This is a genomic window from Pseudomonas sp. GW821-FHT02A11 (assembly GCF_059421985.1).
The window spans coordinates 1-14,126 of the sequence record NZ_JBWKWB010000031.1 but is presented as its reverse complement, the minus strand read 5'-3'; the positions used below and the strand labels follow the sequence as shown (position 1 = coordinate 14,126).

The 14,126-nt window shown below is 61.8% G+C and carries 11 protein-coding genes, 1 tRNA gene and 1 pseudogene; all 13 read left to right on the top strand.

What is annotated here, in order from left to right; translation table 11 throughout:
- Positions 1-5 precede the first annotated feature (5 nt).
- Positions 6-569 (top strand): DUF1285 domain-containing protein, encoded by a 564-nt coding sequence (locus AC07V9_RS26650; RefSeq protein ID WP_495018614.1) that lies wholly within the window; start codon positions 6-8, stop codon positions 567-569.
- A gap of 95 nt (positions 570-664) precedes the next feature.
- The gene (locus AC07V9_RS26645) at positions 665-1,675 is read left to right on the top strand and encodes an aspartate-semialdehyde dehydrogenase (RefSeq protein ID WP_495018613.1); all 1,011 of its coding nucleotides are present in this window, start codon (positions 665-667) and stop codon (positions 1,673-1,675) included.
- A 116-nt stretch (positions 1,676-1,791) separates the two neighbouring features.
- The gene (locus AC07V9_RS26640; protein ID WP_495018612.1) at positions 1,792-4,596 is read left to right on the top strand and encodes a motility hub landmark protein FimV; all 2,805 of its coding nucleotides are present in this window, start codon (positions 1,792-1,794) and stop codon (positions 4,594-4,596) included.
- Between the two features lie 307 nt (positions 4,597-4,903).
- A complete protein-coding gene (gene truA / locus AC07V9_RS26635; protein WP_495018655.1) occupies positions 4,904-5,728 on the top strand; it encodes a tRNA pseudouridine(38-40) synthase TruA in 825 nt (274 codons plus the stop codon).
- A gap of 59 nt (positions 5,729-5,787) precedes the next feature.
- Positions 5,788-6,408, top strand: coding sequence for a phosphoribosylanthranilate isomerase (locus AC07V9_RS26630; protein ID WP_495018611.1), 621 nt, complete (start codon positions 5,788-5,790; stop codon positions 6,406-6,408).
- A gap of 288 nt (positions 6,409-6,696) precedes the next feature.
- On the top strand, positions 6,697-7,617 hold the full coding sequence (accD, locus tag AC07V9_RS26625) for an acetyl-CoA carboxylase, carboxyltransferase subunit beta (RefSeq protein WP_495018610.1): 921 nt from the start codon (positions 6,697-6,699) through the stop codon (positions 7,615-7,617).
- Positions 7,614-8,920 (top strand): annotated as a pseudogene (gene folC, locus AC07V9_RS26620) (bifunctional tetrahydrofolate synthase/dihydrofolate synthase). Before accD ends, folC begins: the two are co-directional and overlap by 4 nt.
- Positions 8,904-9,584 (top strand): SPOR domain-containing protein, encoded by a 681-nt coding sequence (locus tag AC07V9_RS26615; RefSeq protein ID WP_495018609.1) that lies wholly within the window; start codon positions 8,904-8,906, stop codon positions 9,582-9,584. The pseudogene folC and the gene AC07V9_RS26615 overlap by 17 nt, the downstream one beginning before the upstream one ends.
- A gap of 142 nt (positions 9,585-9,726) precedes the next feature.
- On the top strand, positions 9,727-10,314 hold the full coding sequence (locus tag AC07V9_RS26610) for a CvpA family protein (protein ID WP_404640482.1): 588 nt from the start codon (positions 9,727-9,729) through the stop codon (positions 10,312-10,314).
- A 12-nt stretch (positions 10,315-10,326) separates the two neighbouring features.
- Positions 10,327-11,835: an amidophosphoribosyltransferase gene (gene purF, locus AC07V9_RS26605; protein WP_495018608.1), complete on the top strand. Its 1,509-nt coding sequence runs from the start codon at positions 10,327-10,329 to the stop codon at positions 11,833-11,835.
- 33 nt (positions 11,836-11,868) lie between these two features.
- Positions 11,869-13,080, top strand: coding sequence for an O-succinylhomoserine sulfhydrylase (locus tag AC07V9_RS26600; protein WP_495018607.1), 1,212 nt, complete (start codon positions 11,869-11,871; stop codon positions 13,078-13,080).
- A 23-nt stretch (positions 13,081-13,103) separates the two neighbouring features.
- A complete protein-coding gene (locus AC07V9_RS26595) occupies positions 13,104-13,868 on the top strand; it encodes an SDR family oxidoreductase (protein WP_495018654.1) in 765 nt (254 codons plus the stop codon).
- Positions 13,869-14,051: 183 nt separating this feature from the next.
- Positions 14,052-14,124, top strand: a tRNA-Val gene (locus AC07V9_RS26590).
- Positions 14,125-14,126: the final 2 nt, after the last annotated feature.

Here is a 14,126-nt window from a genome sequence, read left to right as displayed (position 1 = left end):
AGCGTATGAATGGTGCGGGCAAAGCCAACGATCTGTTGGCGCAACTCCCCAAGACCGGCAAGGGCTTGCCGCCCGTGCATCTGTGGAATCCCGATTTCTGTGGCGATATCGACATGCGTATCGCCCGTGACGGCACCTGGTTCTATCTGGGCACGCCAATCGGTCGTAAGCCGATGGTGCGCCTGTTTTCCACCATCATTCGTCGCGATGGCGATGATTATTTTCTCATCACCCCGGTCGAGAAAGTCGGCATCACGGTCGACGATGCGCCCTTCGTGGCGGTGCTGCTGGAGGTGGAAGGCGAGGGTGAGTCTCAGGTCCTGCGTTTCACCAGCAATGTTGACGACACGGTAGAGGCGAGCGCCAAGCATCCGTTGCGCGTCAGCATCGATCCGGCGACTCAGGAGCCAGCGCCTTACGTGCATGTGCGCAGCAATCTGGAAGCGTTGATTCATCGCAACGTTTTCTATCAACTGGTCGATCTGGCGGTCAGCCGCGAAATCGACGGTCAGCGCTGGCTGGGTGTGTGGAGCCATGGCGAGTTCTTTCCCATCGGGCTTGAACCCTGACGCCACACGCTGACAGTCATCCTTGTGGCCAGGTCAATTGCCTGGCTTTCAACTCGCGGTTAAAGTGCCGCCCCCGATTTTTCTGAGGTTTTTGCATGAGCCAGTCCTTTGATATCGCCGTGATCGGCGCCACCGGTACTGTCGGCGAAACCATCGTCCAGATCCTTGAAGAGCGCGACTTCCCGGTCGGCGAGCTGCACTTGCTGGCCAGTTCCGAATCCGCGGGTAGCTCGGTGGCCTATCGGGGCAAGAACGTGCGCGTGCGTGAGGTCGATGCGTTCGATTTCGCCAAGGTGCAGATCGCATTCTTCGCCGCAGGCCCCGCTGTGACCCGCAGCTTCGCGGCTCGCGCCACTGCCGCGGATTGTGCGGTGATCGACCTGTCGGGCGGGCTGCCGGTGGAACAGGCACCCAACGTGGTCCCCGAGGTCAACGGCACGCTGCTGGCGACCCTCGCCAAACCCGTTCAGGTCGCTTGCCCAAGCCCGACGGCCGCCGCGCTGGCCATGGTGCTGGGGCCGCTGCGCGGGTTGCTGGATGTGCAGCGGGTGAGTGTCACGGCGTGTCTGGCGGTGTCGAGCCAGGGCCGGGAAGGCGTGACTGAACTGGCGCGTCAGACCGCCGAGCTGCTCAACGTGCGTCCGCTGGAACCCCGCGTGTTTGACCGTCAAATGGCGTTCAACGTCCTTGCTCAGGTGGGCGTACCTGATGCGCAAGGCCACGTGCCACTTGAAAAACGCATGGTCAGCGAGTTGCGCGAGCTGCTGTCGCTGCCTTTAATCAAGGTCGGCGTGAGCTGCATTCAGGTCCCGGTGTTCTTTGGCGATAGCCTGAGCGTGTCAGTGCAGAGCGCTGCCAGGGTTGACCTTGCGGCGATCAGTGCGGCGCTGGATTCGGCTGACGGCATCGATCTAGTAGATGCCGGGGATTACCCGACGCCGGTCGGCGACGCGGTCGGGCAGGACGCTGTCTATGTAGGACGTTTGCGCAGCGGGATCGACGATGACTGTGCGCTGGATTTCTGGGTCACGTCGGACAACGTGCGCAAAGGCGCGGCCCTCAACGCTGTGCAGGTGGCTGAATTGTTGATAAAAGATGTTGCGTAAAAGATACTTGCCAACAATTCAAAGAATCATTCGAGCTGTGGCGTGTCGAAACGCCCTACGCCCTAGCAGGCTTTATCTTCTCGGTTGCCGGGGAAATTTTAAACAAGGGATGGGCTATGGTTCAGGTTCGTAAACTGGTTTTAGCAATCGCTGCAGCCTCGGCGTTGTCATCGGGGATGGCTCAGGCGCTCGGCCTCGGTGGCTTGACCGTCAAGTCGAGCCTGAACCAACCGCTGCTGGCCGAAATCGAACTCACGCAGGTGCAAGATCTCAATTCCGCGCAGGTGGTGCCGAGTCTGGCGACGTCTGCCGAGTTCGCGCAGGCCGGCGTGGGACGCATGCCGATCCTCGACGACCTGGTGTTCACTCCGGTGGTCAATCCCGGCGGCAAAAGCGTGCTGCGTATCACCTCGACCAAACCCATCCGTGACCCTTACGTGAAATTTCTCGTGCAGGTGCTGTGGCCTAACGGCCGTGCCTTGCGCGAATACAGCCTGTTGCTCGATCCGCCCAAGGTGTCGCCACAGGCCGCTGCTGCCGCGACGGCGCAATTGCCGTCGACGGCGCCAACCACCGCGCCTGCTCAGGCACCAGCCGCCGAGACGCCACCTCCGACTGAGCCTGCCCCGGCTCCAGCCGCTGCACCAGAACCCAAATACACCCAATACACCACCGCCAATAACGACACGCTGTGGGAAATCGCCGAGCGCGTACGCAATGGCGGTACGGTTCAGCAGACCATGCTGGCGATTCAGGCGCTCAACCCGGACGCCTTCATCGCAGGGAACATCAATCGCCTGAAGAAGGGCCAGGTGTTGCGCCTGCCTTCGCCGCAGGAAGCCACCGCGCTGCCGCAGCCGCGGGCGGTCGCGGAAGTCGCCGAGCAGAATCGTGCGTGGCGTGAAGGCCGTCGTTTGCCGGGTGGCGCGCGACAGGTTGATGCGACTCGTCGGGACCGAGCGGGCGCCGCCCCGGCGCAAATCGACGCCAAGGACAACCTGAGCCTCGTGGCTGCCAACGCCAGACCCGGCGCAAAAGGTGCCTCGGGTGATGCGGAACTGGCCAACAAACTGGCCGTGACCCAAGAGAGCCTCGACAGCACTCGCCGCGACAACGCCGAGCTGAAAAGCCGCATGGGCGATCTGCAGAGCCAGCTCGACAAACTGCAGCGCCTGATCGAACTGAAGAACGACCAACTGGCCAAGATGCAGGCCGCCGGGGCAGCCGTTCCGCCACCTGTGGATAACGCCAACGGCACGGTCAGCCCGAACAGCGTGACCAATCCGAACAATGCCGCGAACCCTGCCATGCCTGCGCAGATCGTTCCGCCGCCCGCTGCGCCGGACACCGCTGGCAAGCCGCCGAATGAAATTGCCCCGGAAGACGCGCTGCCGGTTGAAGGTGCCAACGTTACCGGCGCGACCCCGGATCAGCCGTTGGTCACGCAGCCGGATGCCGCTGCCAACCCCGACAACCAGAGCGCGCTGGACAAGATCCTTGCAAGCCCGATGCTGCTGGGCCTGATCGGTGGCGCGGCGGTGCTGGTCCTGCTGTTGCTGGTCTTGCTGATGGTGCGTCGCCGCAATGCGATCCTTGAGGCGGAAAGACATCGGCAAATGGCCCGTGCGCTATCGGAAGAGTCCGATTTCGCCTCTGACATGAACATGCCCGAAAGCAGTTTCGAGGGTCTGGAGGTTCCTCCGCCCACTGTAAAGCCGGCACCGCTGGCGGCCGTCATCATTGAGCCGACCCGCGAACGCCCAACCGACGTACTCGTTCAGGCTGAAATCCACATTGCCTATGGCCGCACCAATCAGGCGGCCGCGTTGCTGGAAGAAGCCATCAAGGAAGAGCCTGAGCGCAGTGAGCTGCGCCTCAAGCTGATGGAGATCTACGCCCAGCAGGACAACAAGTCCGGTTTTGTGGCTCAGGAGCGCCAACTGGTCGCTACCGGCAAGAACCACGCTGATGTCGAGCAACTGAAATCCCGTTACCCGGCCATGGCAGCCGCCGCAACGGCAGCGGCCGGTGTTGCCGCGGCGGCGGCATTGGCGGCCGATATGGACGCCAAGTACGTTGAAGACCTGCTCACCGACAAGCAAGAGCCTGAAACACCTGCGCCGCGGGTCGAGCCTGAACCCGCTGCGGAGCCTGTCGCCCAAGCGTCGGATGATTTTGATACCGCATTCGACCTGAGTCTGGACGATCTGGAAGCGGCCTCGCCGACCGAGGTGCCGGACCGTAGCGCGCCTGTCGCCGACGCCGGATTTGACGAGCTGGATCTGGATGCACCGTTTGGTAGTTCGACGTCCGATGATCTGGATTTCGACGCCATCCTGCGCGAGCAGACCGAAGCCAAGCCTGCCGAATCGACCGATCTGGACGATTTCGACCTGAACCTGGCGGAAGAAGAGTCGGGCCTCAGGGCTGAAGATGACGCCCTTTTGGGTTCGGGCAGGGACGACGAGTTGCGCGACCTCCCGGCGTTTGAAGAAACGGCCGACCTGGGCGCCAGCAAGCAAGGCCCGGACGACAAACTCGAGCTGCCGGACGATTTCGATCTGTCGTTGGCCGATGAGATGGAAACCGACCAGGCTTCCCAGGCTTTTGCCTCCGAAATCGACGACGTCAACGCCGAACTCGAACGTCTGTCGCAAAGCCTGGAACAACCGCCGATCGCCAAGCCGTTCGACGAAGCACCCACCTTCGGCGAGGACGATGCGCTGCTGGCCGATGACAACGAGCCGGAGTTTGACTTCCTTTCCGGTACGGATGAAGCCGCCACCAAGCTGGATCTGGCGCGGGCCTACATCGAAATGGGCGACGCTGACGGCGCGCGCGACATTCTCGATGAGGTCGTGGCCGAAGGTGACGACGGGCAGAAGAGCGAAGCGCGCGAGATGCTGTCGCGTCTGGCCTGATCCGCTTGCAGGCCCCTTGAAAACGACCGCTCCGGCGGTCGTTTTCGTTTATGGCAATAAAAGGGGGGAAGAAACCTGTCGGCGCGACTTCATTCGCAAAAGATGTTTCAGGCGACTGATATGTGGTGACCGTACCGACCTTTCGCCAATGAATTCGCTCCCCACAGCTGGCGCAAGAATGGAGGCTGGCGTCGGCCGCCAATGGCGTCTTTTTCCGTCATCCGTATAATGGCCGCCCTTGCGCACATCCACAGGCTTTAAGCACTTGGCAATCACAGACACCGAGGCACAGACAGCGGCCGCCGAAATGGCTGCTGAAGGTTTTTTCAGAATCGCACTGGGCGTGGAGTACAAAGGCTCGCGCTACAGCGGTTGGCAGCGCCAGACCACCGGCGTACTGACCGTTCAGGAAACCCTGGAAGACGCCTTGTCCAAAGTGGCCGACTCGTCGGTCTCGCTGATGTGCGCCGGTCGCACCGATGCGGGCGTGCATGCCTGCGGTCAGGTGGTACACTTCGACACCCAGGCCGTGCGCAGCATGAAAGCCTGGACCATGGGCGCCAATATCAATCTGCCCCATGACGTCAGCGTCACCTGGGCCAAAGAGATGCCAGCGCATTTTCACGCGCGCTTCAAGGCCATCGCCCGCCGTTACCGCTACGTGATCTACAACGATCAGATTCGCCCTGCGCATCTGGGCCAGGAGATCACCTGGAACCATCGTCCGCTGGACGTCGAGCGCATGGCGCTGGCGGCCGAGTATCTTGTGGGCACCCACGACTTCAGCGCGTTCCGCGCCGGTCAGTGCCAGGCCAAGTCGCCGATCAAGCAGATCCACCACCTGCGCGTGACGCGCCACGGCAAGATGATCGTCATCGACATTCGCGCCAACGCATTCCTGCACCACATGGTGCGCAACATTGCAGGCGTGCTGATGACCATCGGGGCAGGGGAGCGGCCGATCGAGTGGGCCAGTGACGTCCTTGAAAGCCGCGTGCGCCGTACAGGCGGGGTCACGGCCCATCCATTCGGGCTTTATCTGGTGCAGGTCGAGTACCGCGATGAATTCCCGTTGCCGGAACGTTACATCGGGCCGCACTTTCTTACAGGCTTCGCGGAACTTGGCGGCTGACGCCCGGAATAGCATTTGCTAACATCCGGGACTTTCGCAAGGCTTGAGGTATTCACTACATGTCAGCCGTTCGCAGCAAGATCTGCGGGATTACCTGCATAGAAGATGCGCTGGCCGCTGTCGATGCGGGAGCCGATGCCATCGGCTTCGTGTTCTACCCCAAGAGTCCGCGGGCCGTCACCATCGAGCAGGCGCAGGCGATCATCACCCAATTGCCGCCGTTCGTGAGCACGGTGGGGCTGTTCGTCAACGCCAAGCGTGATGCGCTGAAGGCACTGCTCGATGCCGTTCCTCTGGACCTCATTCAATTCCACGGCGATGAAACTCCCGAGCAGTGCGAAGGCTATCATCGCCCCTGGATCAAAGCGCTGCGCGTGCAGGCCGGTGACGACATCGCCGCCAGCTGCGATCGGTATCACAAGGCCAGCGGCATTCTGCTGGACACCTATGTCGCGGGCGTTCCGGGTGGCACCGGCGAAACTTTCGACTGGGCATTGATTCCAAAACAGCTGAGCAAACCGATCATCCTGGCGGGCGGGCTGACGTCGGCTAACGTCGCCCAGGCCATCGCCCAGGTGCGGCCTTATGCGGTGGACGTCAGCGGCGGGGTCGAGCGAGCCAAGGGGCTGAAAGATCACGACAAGATCCGTGCATTCATGAGTGCAGTGCACGGCGCGTAAGCGTTTTTTCGCGGGCGCAGGCCTTCGATGTGACGGCAGGCAGGCGGTCGCCGTCCACTAGCCTGCGACCGCAGAATGCGGGCCGCCACAAATTGAACAGGCGAAGACGCGCAAGCGTTTCGCTGCAACAGGTAGAGGGCAGTATCAAGGCACGGTCCTTGCGACTGGTCCGGCGCTGGCGCCGATCGTTGCAGGACGTTGCGATGCTGCACATGAATTCGTTTTAAGGGCCTGCGCGTGGCACTGACTGCCATCGCGTTCACGCCACCGGTACTGGAGAGAGAAAGCATGAGCAACTGGTTGGTAGACAAACTGATCCCTTCGATCATGCGTTCCGAGGTCAAGAAAAGCTCGGTACCCGAAGGCTTGTGGCACAAGTGCCCGTCTTGCGAAGCGGTGCTTTATCGTCCCGAGCTGGAAAAAACCCTGGACGTCTGTCCGAAATGTAACCACCACATGCGTATCGACGCCCGCGCGCGTCTGAACATCTTCCTGGACGTCGAAGGCCGTCAGGAAATCGGTGCCGATCTGGAGCCGGTTGACCGCCTGAAATTCCGCGACAGCAAGAAGTACAAGGATCGCCTGACCGCTGCCCAGAAGCAGACGGGCGAAAAAGACGCCCTGATCTCCATGAGCGGCACCCTGTTGGGCATGCCTGTGGTGTGCAGCGCCTTCGAATTCTCATTCATGGGCGGTTCCATGGGCGCCATCGTTGGCGAACGTTTCGTTCAGGCGGCCAACTACGCCTTGGAAAAACGCTGCCCGATGATCTGTTTCGCTGCTTCCGGCGGTGCACGCATGCAGGAGGCGCTGATCTCCCTGATGCAGATGGCCAAGACCTCGGCCGTGCTGGCGCGTCTGCGTGAAGAAGGCCTGCCGTTCATTTCCGTGCTGACCGATCCGGTCTACGGTGGTGTGTCGGCAAGTCTTGCGATGCTGGGCGACGTGATCGTTGCCGAACCCAAGGCACTGATCGGTTTCGCCGGTCCTCGGGTGATCGAGCAGACCGTGCGCGAAAAATTGCCGGAAGGCTTCCAGCGCAGCGAATTCCTGCTGGATCACGGCGCGATCGACATGATCATCGCCCGTGGCGAGCTGCGTCAGCGTCTGGGCAATATCCTGGCGCAGATGATGGGCCTGCCAACACCGAAATTCGTGGCACCGAAGCTCGAACCTATCGTGGTTCCACCGGCTCCGGCCAACATATGACCGCACGCTCTCTGAGCGACTGGCTCAGCTACCTGGAGCAGCTGCATCCCTCCGCCATCGACATGGGGCTGGATCGTTCGCGTCAGGTCGCGTTGCAGGCAGGCTTGAGTCGCCCCGCGCCGCGGGTCGTGACCGTTACCGGCACCAACGGCAAGGGATCGACCTGCGCCTTTGTCGCCTCGCTGCTGCAGGCGCAGGGCCTCAAGGTCGGCGTCTACAGCTCGCCGCATCTGGTGAGCTACAACGAGCGTGTGCAGATTGAGGGCGTTGAAGCCACCGACGCACAGTTATGCCAGGCATTTGAGGTCATCGAAAAGGCGCGCGGCGCTGTCTCGCTGACGTACTTCGAGATGGGCACGCTGGCGGCGTTCTGGTTGTTCGAGCAGGCGGCGCTGGATGCCGTGGTGCTGGAAGTCGGTCTTGGCGGGCGTCTGGATGCGGTGAACCTGATCGATGCCGACATGGCGCTGGTCACCAGCATTGGCGTCGATCACGCCGAATGGCTGGGCAATACCCGTGAATCCGTTGCATTCGAGAAGGCCGGTATTTTCCGCGAAGGGCGTCCTGCCTTGTGCGGCGACATTGACCCGCCGCAGCCTCTGCTGGATCAGGCCAACGCATTGAAGTGCCCGCTGTCGTTGCGTGGCGCAGATTTCGACCTGTCCATTGAAGCCGCGAGCTGGAACTGGTTCGGCACCGATGCCAAGGGCCAGCGCGTTGAATTGCGCGATCTGCCGCTGCTCGATCTGCCGATGCAGAACGCTGCATTGGCCTTGCAGGCTTATCTGTTGCTGGGCTTGCCTTGGCAGGACGCAGCGATTCGAAAGGCCTTGCTCGATACGCGGGTGACCGGTCGTCTTGATCGTCGCACCTTCGAATGGCAGGGCAAGCAGCTGCACGTCCTGCTGGATGTAGGCCACAATCCGCATGCGGCGGTGTTCCTGGCCCAGCGCCTGAATCGGCGCCCGGTGGCGGGCAAGCGCCTGGCGGTGTTCGGGCTGCTCAACGACAAGGATCTGGACGGCGTGCTCGGCGAGCTTGTCGGCTGCTTCAGCAGTTGGGCGGTTGCGCCGCTGCCAACCCCGCGCAGTCGCTCGGAGCAGGAGATTGCCCTGGCCCTGCAGAACCTTGGCGCCGTCGTGACGTCCTATCCCGATGTCGTGCAGGCCCTTGAGGCTCAATGCGCGCAGGCGACAGCCAATGATGAAATCGTGCTGTTCGGGTCTTTTTATTGCGTAGCCGAGGCCCTGGAATGGCTTGCTGGCGCGTCACGGAGGAAGTGACACATGGCTTTGCTGGATAAGGCGTACAAACAGCGGATGGTCGGCGCTTTGGTGTTGATCGCCATCGCGGTGATCTTCCTGCCGATGCTGTTTTCGCGTCAGGACGAAGCCCGCCACGTGCAGGTGGACGCGCCTGCCGCGCCGCAAGCGCCTGCCGTTGCGCCGATCAAGGTCGAGCCGGTGTCGGTTCCCGAGCAGCAGCCTTTGCCGCAAGAGCCTGTACCGACCGACGAAGAGCTGACTCAGCCGGCGCGTCCTGCCGTTAACCAGCAGCCACCGTCGATGCCGATCGCTCCAGCGCCTGCACCGGCCAAACCTGCGGCAGCAGCGCCTGCTGTCAAAACCACGCCCGTGCCGCTGCCATCAAAACCGGCCTCTGCACCTGCCGTGCCCGCATCGCCACCCCCGCTGGCCGCTGACACCAATCGGGTCGATGCCAATGGCCTGTCGATCACCTGGGCGGTTCAGGTGGCGAGCCTGTCCAACCGGGCCAACGCCGACAACCTGCAAAAGACCCTGCGCACCCAGGGTTACAACGCCTACATCCGCACCTCCGATGGTGTGAACCGGGTATTTGTCGGGCCGCTGATCGAGCGTGCTGAAGCTGACCGTCTGCGTGATCAGCTCAACAAGCAGCAGAAGCTGAACGGCATCGTCGTGCGCTTCGTGCCCGAGCGTAAGTAAGCAGAAACGGCGGCGCTTGCCGCCTTTCTCTTTATGCAAAGTCCAATAGTTCGCCTTAATTGGTGACTACCCTCAATCCCTGCTTACCGCCGGGCGAGCGCTCTGCTAAAATGCGCCGCCTCATCAGTCTGTAGGCTGCAACGTGTCATTTACTCCGGTTGACTGGGCGATCATCGCGATTGTCGCCATCTCCGCTTTGATCAGTCTCAAGCGCGGCTTCGTCAAGGAAGCGTTGTCCTTGCTGACCTGGATCATCGCAGGTGTCGTGGCCTGGATGTTTGGCGGTTCGCTGGCCCAGTATCTGGTCAATTACATCGAAACACCTTCGGCGCGCGTGATTGCGGGCTGCACCATTCTTTTCGTCGCCACCCTGTTGGTCGGCGCCATGGTCAACTTTCTTATCGGGGAACTGATTCGCGTCACCGGGCTGTCCGGGACCGATCGTTTTCTGGGTATGGTCTTCGGCGCCGCGCGCGGAGGCCTGCTGGTCGTAGTTGCGGTAGGGCTGTTGAGCCTGGGCCCGGTACAACAGGATCAATGGTGGCAGCAGTCTCGACTGCTGCCACAGTTCGTGATGGTCGCTGACTGGTCGAAAAACCTGATTCTCGGGATGTCCAGCAAGTGGCTAGCCAGCGGGGTCAGCGTACCTGTTGATATCCCGTTCAAGGATCACCTCTTGCCGTCGGTAACGCCGCAGGATGTGATCGGTAAATCCAGTTCCACTAAGTAGGGGTTGTGTCGCATGTGTGGCATCGTCGGTATCGTCGGCAAGTCGAACGTCAATCAGGCGCTGTATGACGCGCTCACCGTCCTCCAGCACCGCGGCCAGGACGCTGCCGGTATCGTGACCAGCCATGATGGCCGGTTGTTCCTGCGCAAGGACAACGGTCTGGTCCGTGACGTCTTCCAGCAGCGCCATATGCAGCGCCTGGTCGGTCACATGGGCATCGGTCACGTACGTTATCCAACCGCGGGCAGCTCGACCTCGGCCGAAGCCCAGCCGTTCTACGTCAACTCGCCGTACGGCATCACGCTGGCGCACAACGGTAACCTCACCAACGTCGAGCAACTGGCCAAGGAGATCTACGAATCTGACCTGCGCCACGTCAACACCAACTCCGACTCGGAAGTGTTGCTCAACGTCTTCGCCCACGAGCTGGCCGTTCGCGGCAAGCTGCAGCCGACCGAAGAAGACATCTTCGCTGCCGTGACCGACGTGCATAACCGCTGCCGTGGTGGCTACGCGGTCGTGGCCATGATCACCGGCTACGGCATCGTCGGCTTCCGCGACCCCGACGCCATCCGCCCGATCGTGTTCGGCCAACGTCACACCGACGAAGGCGTGGAGTACATGATCGCTTCCGAAAGTGTGTCCCTGGATGTGCTGGGCTTCACCCTTATCCGTGACCTGGCCCCAGGCGAAGCGGTGTACATCACCGAAGACGGCAAGCTTCACACCCGTCAGTGCGCGGCCAACCCGAAATACGCACCGTGCATCTTCGAACACGTTTACCTGGCGCGTCCGGATTCGATCATCGACGGCATCTCGGTCTACAAGGCGCGCCTGCGCATGGGCGAGAAGCTGGCCGACAAGATCCTGCGCGAGCGTCCGGATCATGACATCGACGTGGTCATCCCGATTCCCGACACCAGCCGCACCGCCGCGCTGGAACTGGCCAATCACCTGGGCGTCAAGTTCCGCGAAGGCTTCGTGAAGAACCGCTACATCGGCCGTACCTTCATCATGCCGGGCCAGGCGGCGCGCAAGAAATCCGTGCGCCAGAAGCTCAACGCCATTGAACTGGAATTTCGCGGCAAGAACGTGATGCTGGTGGACGACTCCATCGTGCGCGGCACCACTTGCAAGCAGATCATCCAGATGGCCCGCGAAGCCGGCGCCAAGAACGTGTATTTCTGTTCGGCGGCCCCGGCCGTGCGCTTCCCTAACGTCTACGGCATCGACATGCCGAGTGCCCATGAGCTGATCGCTCACAACCGTACCACCCAGGACGTGGCCGACCTCATCGGTGCCGACTGGCTGGTCTATCAGGATCTGAACGACCTGATCGAGGCGGTCAGCGGCAGCAAGAAGATCAAGATCGACAACTTCGATTGCTCGGTTTTCGACGGCAAGTACGTGACCGGTGACATCGACGAGCATTACCTGAACAAGATCGAGCAGGCGCGTAACGACGCTTCCAAGGTCAAGAATCAGGCTGTCAGTGCGATCATCGATCTGTACAACAATTAATTCAGACAAGTGATCAGATAAGGAGCAGGCGGCATGACTCAGAAATGGGATGCCGGTCGACTGGACAGCGATCTGGAAGGCGTGGGTTTCAATACCCTCGCCGTGCGCGCTGGTCAGCACCGTACGCCGGAGAGCGAACACAGCGATCCACTGTTTTTCACCTCGAGCTACGTGTTCCGAACGGCCGCCGACGCGGCCGCGACCTTTGCCGGTGACCAGCCGGGTAACGTTTACTCGCGCTACACCAACCCGACCGTGCATTCGTTCGAAGAGCGCATCGCCGCGCTGGAAGGTGGCGAGCAGGCCGTGGCGACCTCCACCGGCATGTCGGCGATCCTGGCGACCGTGATGAGCCTGTGCAGCGCCGGCGATCACGTGCTGGTGTCCAAAAGCGTATTCGGCTCGACCATCAGCCTGTTCGAGAAGTACTTCAAGCGCTTTGGCGTGCAGGTCGACTACGTTCCGCTGGCCGAGCTGTCTGGCTGGGACGCGGCGATCAAGCCCAACACCAAACTGCTGTTCGTCGAGTCGCCGTCCAACCCGCTCGCCGAGCTGGTCGACATCGCCGCGCTGGCCGAGATCGCTCACGCCAAGGGCGCGATGCTGGTCGTCGACAACTGCTTCTGCACCCCAGCGCTGCAGCAACCGCTGCGCATGGGTGCTGATGTGGTCGTGCATTCGGCCACCAAATTCATCGACGGCCAGGGCCGCGCGATGGGGGGCGTGGTGGTCGGTCGCAGCGAGCAGATGAAGGAAGTCGTAGGTTTTCTGCGCACGGCCGGTCCGAGCCTGAGCCCGTTCAACGCCTGGCTGTTCCTCAAGGGCCTCGAAACCCTGAACGTGCGCATGCGCGCCCACTGCCAAAGCGCCCTTGAACTGGCGCAATGGCTGGAGCAGCAGGATGGCATCGAGAAGGTGCATTACGCCGGTCTCCAAAGCCATCCGCAGCACGAGCTCGCCAAGCGCCAGCAGAAGGCATTCGGTGCGGTCGTGAGCTTTGAGGTCAAGGGTGGCAAAGAGGGCGCCTGGCGCTTCATCGACGCCACGCGTCTGATTTCGATCACCGCCAACCTGGGCGACACCAAGACCACCATCACCCACCCGGGCACCACATCCCACGGCCGTCTGTCGCCGCAGGAGCGGGAAGCTGCCGGTATTCGCGACAGCCTGATCCGGGTTGCCGTGGGTCTGGAAGACGTTGCCGACCTCAAGACCGACCTGACGCGGGGTCTGGCTGCGTTGTGAGTGATGTCGTGAGCGAGTTGACGATGGACGCCGCCAGCGTGCACAACGGCCGGGTCGCGTTGGTCACCGGCGCGGCGCGGGGGATCGGGCTGGGCATCGCTGCCTGGCTCATCACCGAAGGCTGGCAGGTCGTGCTGACCGATGTCGATCGGCAGCGCGGCGAGACCGTGGCCGGTGTGCTGGGCGAAAACGCCTCGTTCATCGCCATGGACGTCTCCAGCGAAGAGCAGGTGGCCAGCGGCGTTGCCGATGTGCTCGGCATGTTCGGTCGCCTGGATGCGCTGGTCTGCAACGCTGCGGTGGCCGATCCCCGCAACACCGTGCTGGAAAGTCTTGGCCTTGCGCACTGGAACCGTGTGCTGGCAGTGAACCTGACCGGCCCCATGTTGCTCGCCAAGCACTGTGCGCCTTATTTGCGTGCCCACGGTGGCAGCATTGTCAATTTGAGCTCCACCCGCGCGCGACAGTCCGAACCCGATACCGAGGCGTATGCCGCGAGCAAGGGCGGTCTGCTGGCCCTCACGCACGCCCTGGCCATGAGCCTGGGACCGCAGGTGCGGGTCAACGCGGTCAGCCCAGGCTGGATCGACGCCCGTGATCCTTCACAGCGCCGCGCCGAGCCGTTGTCCGATGCCGATCATGCACAGCATCCGGCGGGCAGGGTAGGGACGGTGGAGGACGTTGCTGCGACGGTTGCCTGGTTGCTGTCGAAGAACTCAGGGTTCGTCACCGGCCAGGAGTTCGTGGTCGACGGCGGCATGAGCAAGAAAATGATCTACGTCGAGTAGGGCAGCGGCAAGCTTCAAGCTGCAAGAAAAGGCAAGAGCAAGAGCGGACCGGGTGTTCGCTTTTTTGTTTTTAACTTGCCGCTTGAAGCTTGTGGCTAAAAATTGCTTTTTTAAAAAAACTTCAATCAGGCTATTGACTTAGGTTCGGTACCTGCGTAAATTTCGCGGCCTCAGCGAAGCAAAGGGTGATTAGCTCAGCCGGGAGAGCATCTGCCTTACAAGCAGAGGGTCGGCGGTTCGATCCCGTCATCACCCACC

Coding starts and splice junctions, on each gene's coding strand:
- AC07V9_RS26630 (WP_495018611.1), top strand. CDS start 5,788: ATGTCAGCCGTTCGCAGCAAGATCTGCGGGATTACCTGCATAGAAGAT.
- AC07V9_RS26595 (WP_495018654.1), top strand. CDS start 13,104: ATGGACGCCGCCAGCGTGCACAACGGCCGGGTCGCGTTGGTCACCGGC.
- AC07V9_RS26650 (WP_495018614.1), top strand. CDS start 6: ATGAATGGTGCGGGCAAAGCCAACGATCTGTTGGCGCAACTCCCCAAG.
- AC07V9_RS26645 (WP_495018613.1), top strand. CDS start 665: ATGAGCCAGTCCTTTGATATCGCCGTGATCGGCGCCACCGGTACTGTC.
- AC07V9_RS26640 (WP_495018612.1), top strand. CDS start 1,792: ATGGTTCAGGTTCGTAAACTGGTTTTAGCAATCGCTGCAGCCTCGGCG.
- truA (WP_495018655.1), top strand. CDS start 4,904: ATGGCTGCTGAAGGTTTTTTCAGAATCGCACTGGGCGTGGAGTACAAA.
- accD (WP_495018610.1), top strand. CDS start 6,697: ATGAGCAACTGGTTGGTAGACAAACTGATCCCTTCGATCATGCGTTCC.
- AC07V9_RS26615 (WP_495018609.1), top strand. CDS start 8,904: ATGGCTTTGCTGGATAAGGCGTACAAACAGCGGATGGTCGGCGCTTTG.
- AC07V9_RS26600 (WP_495018607.1), top strand. CDS start 11,869: ATGACTCAGAAATGGGATGCCGGTCGACTGGACAGCGATCTGGAAGGC.
- purF (WP_495018608.1), top strand. CDS start 10,327: ATGTGTGGCATCGTCGGTATCGTCGGCAAGTCGAACGTCAATCAGGCG.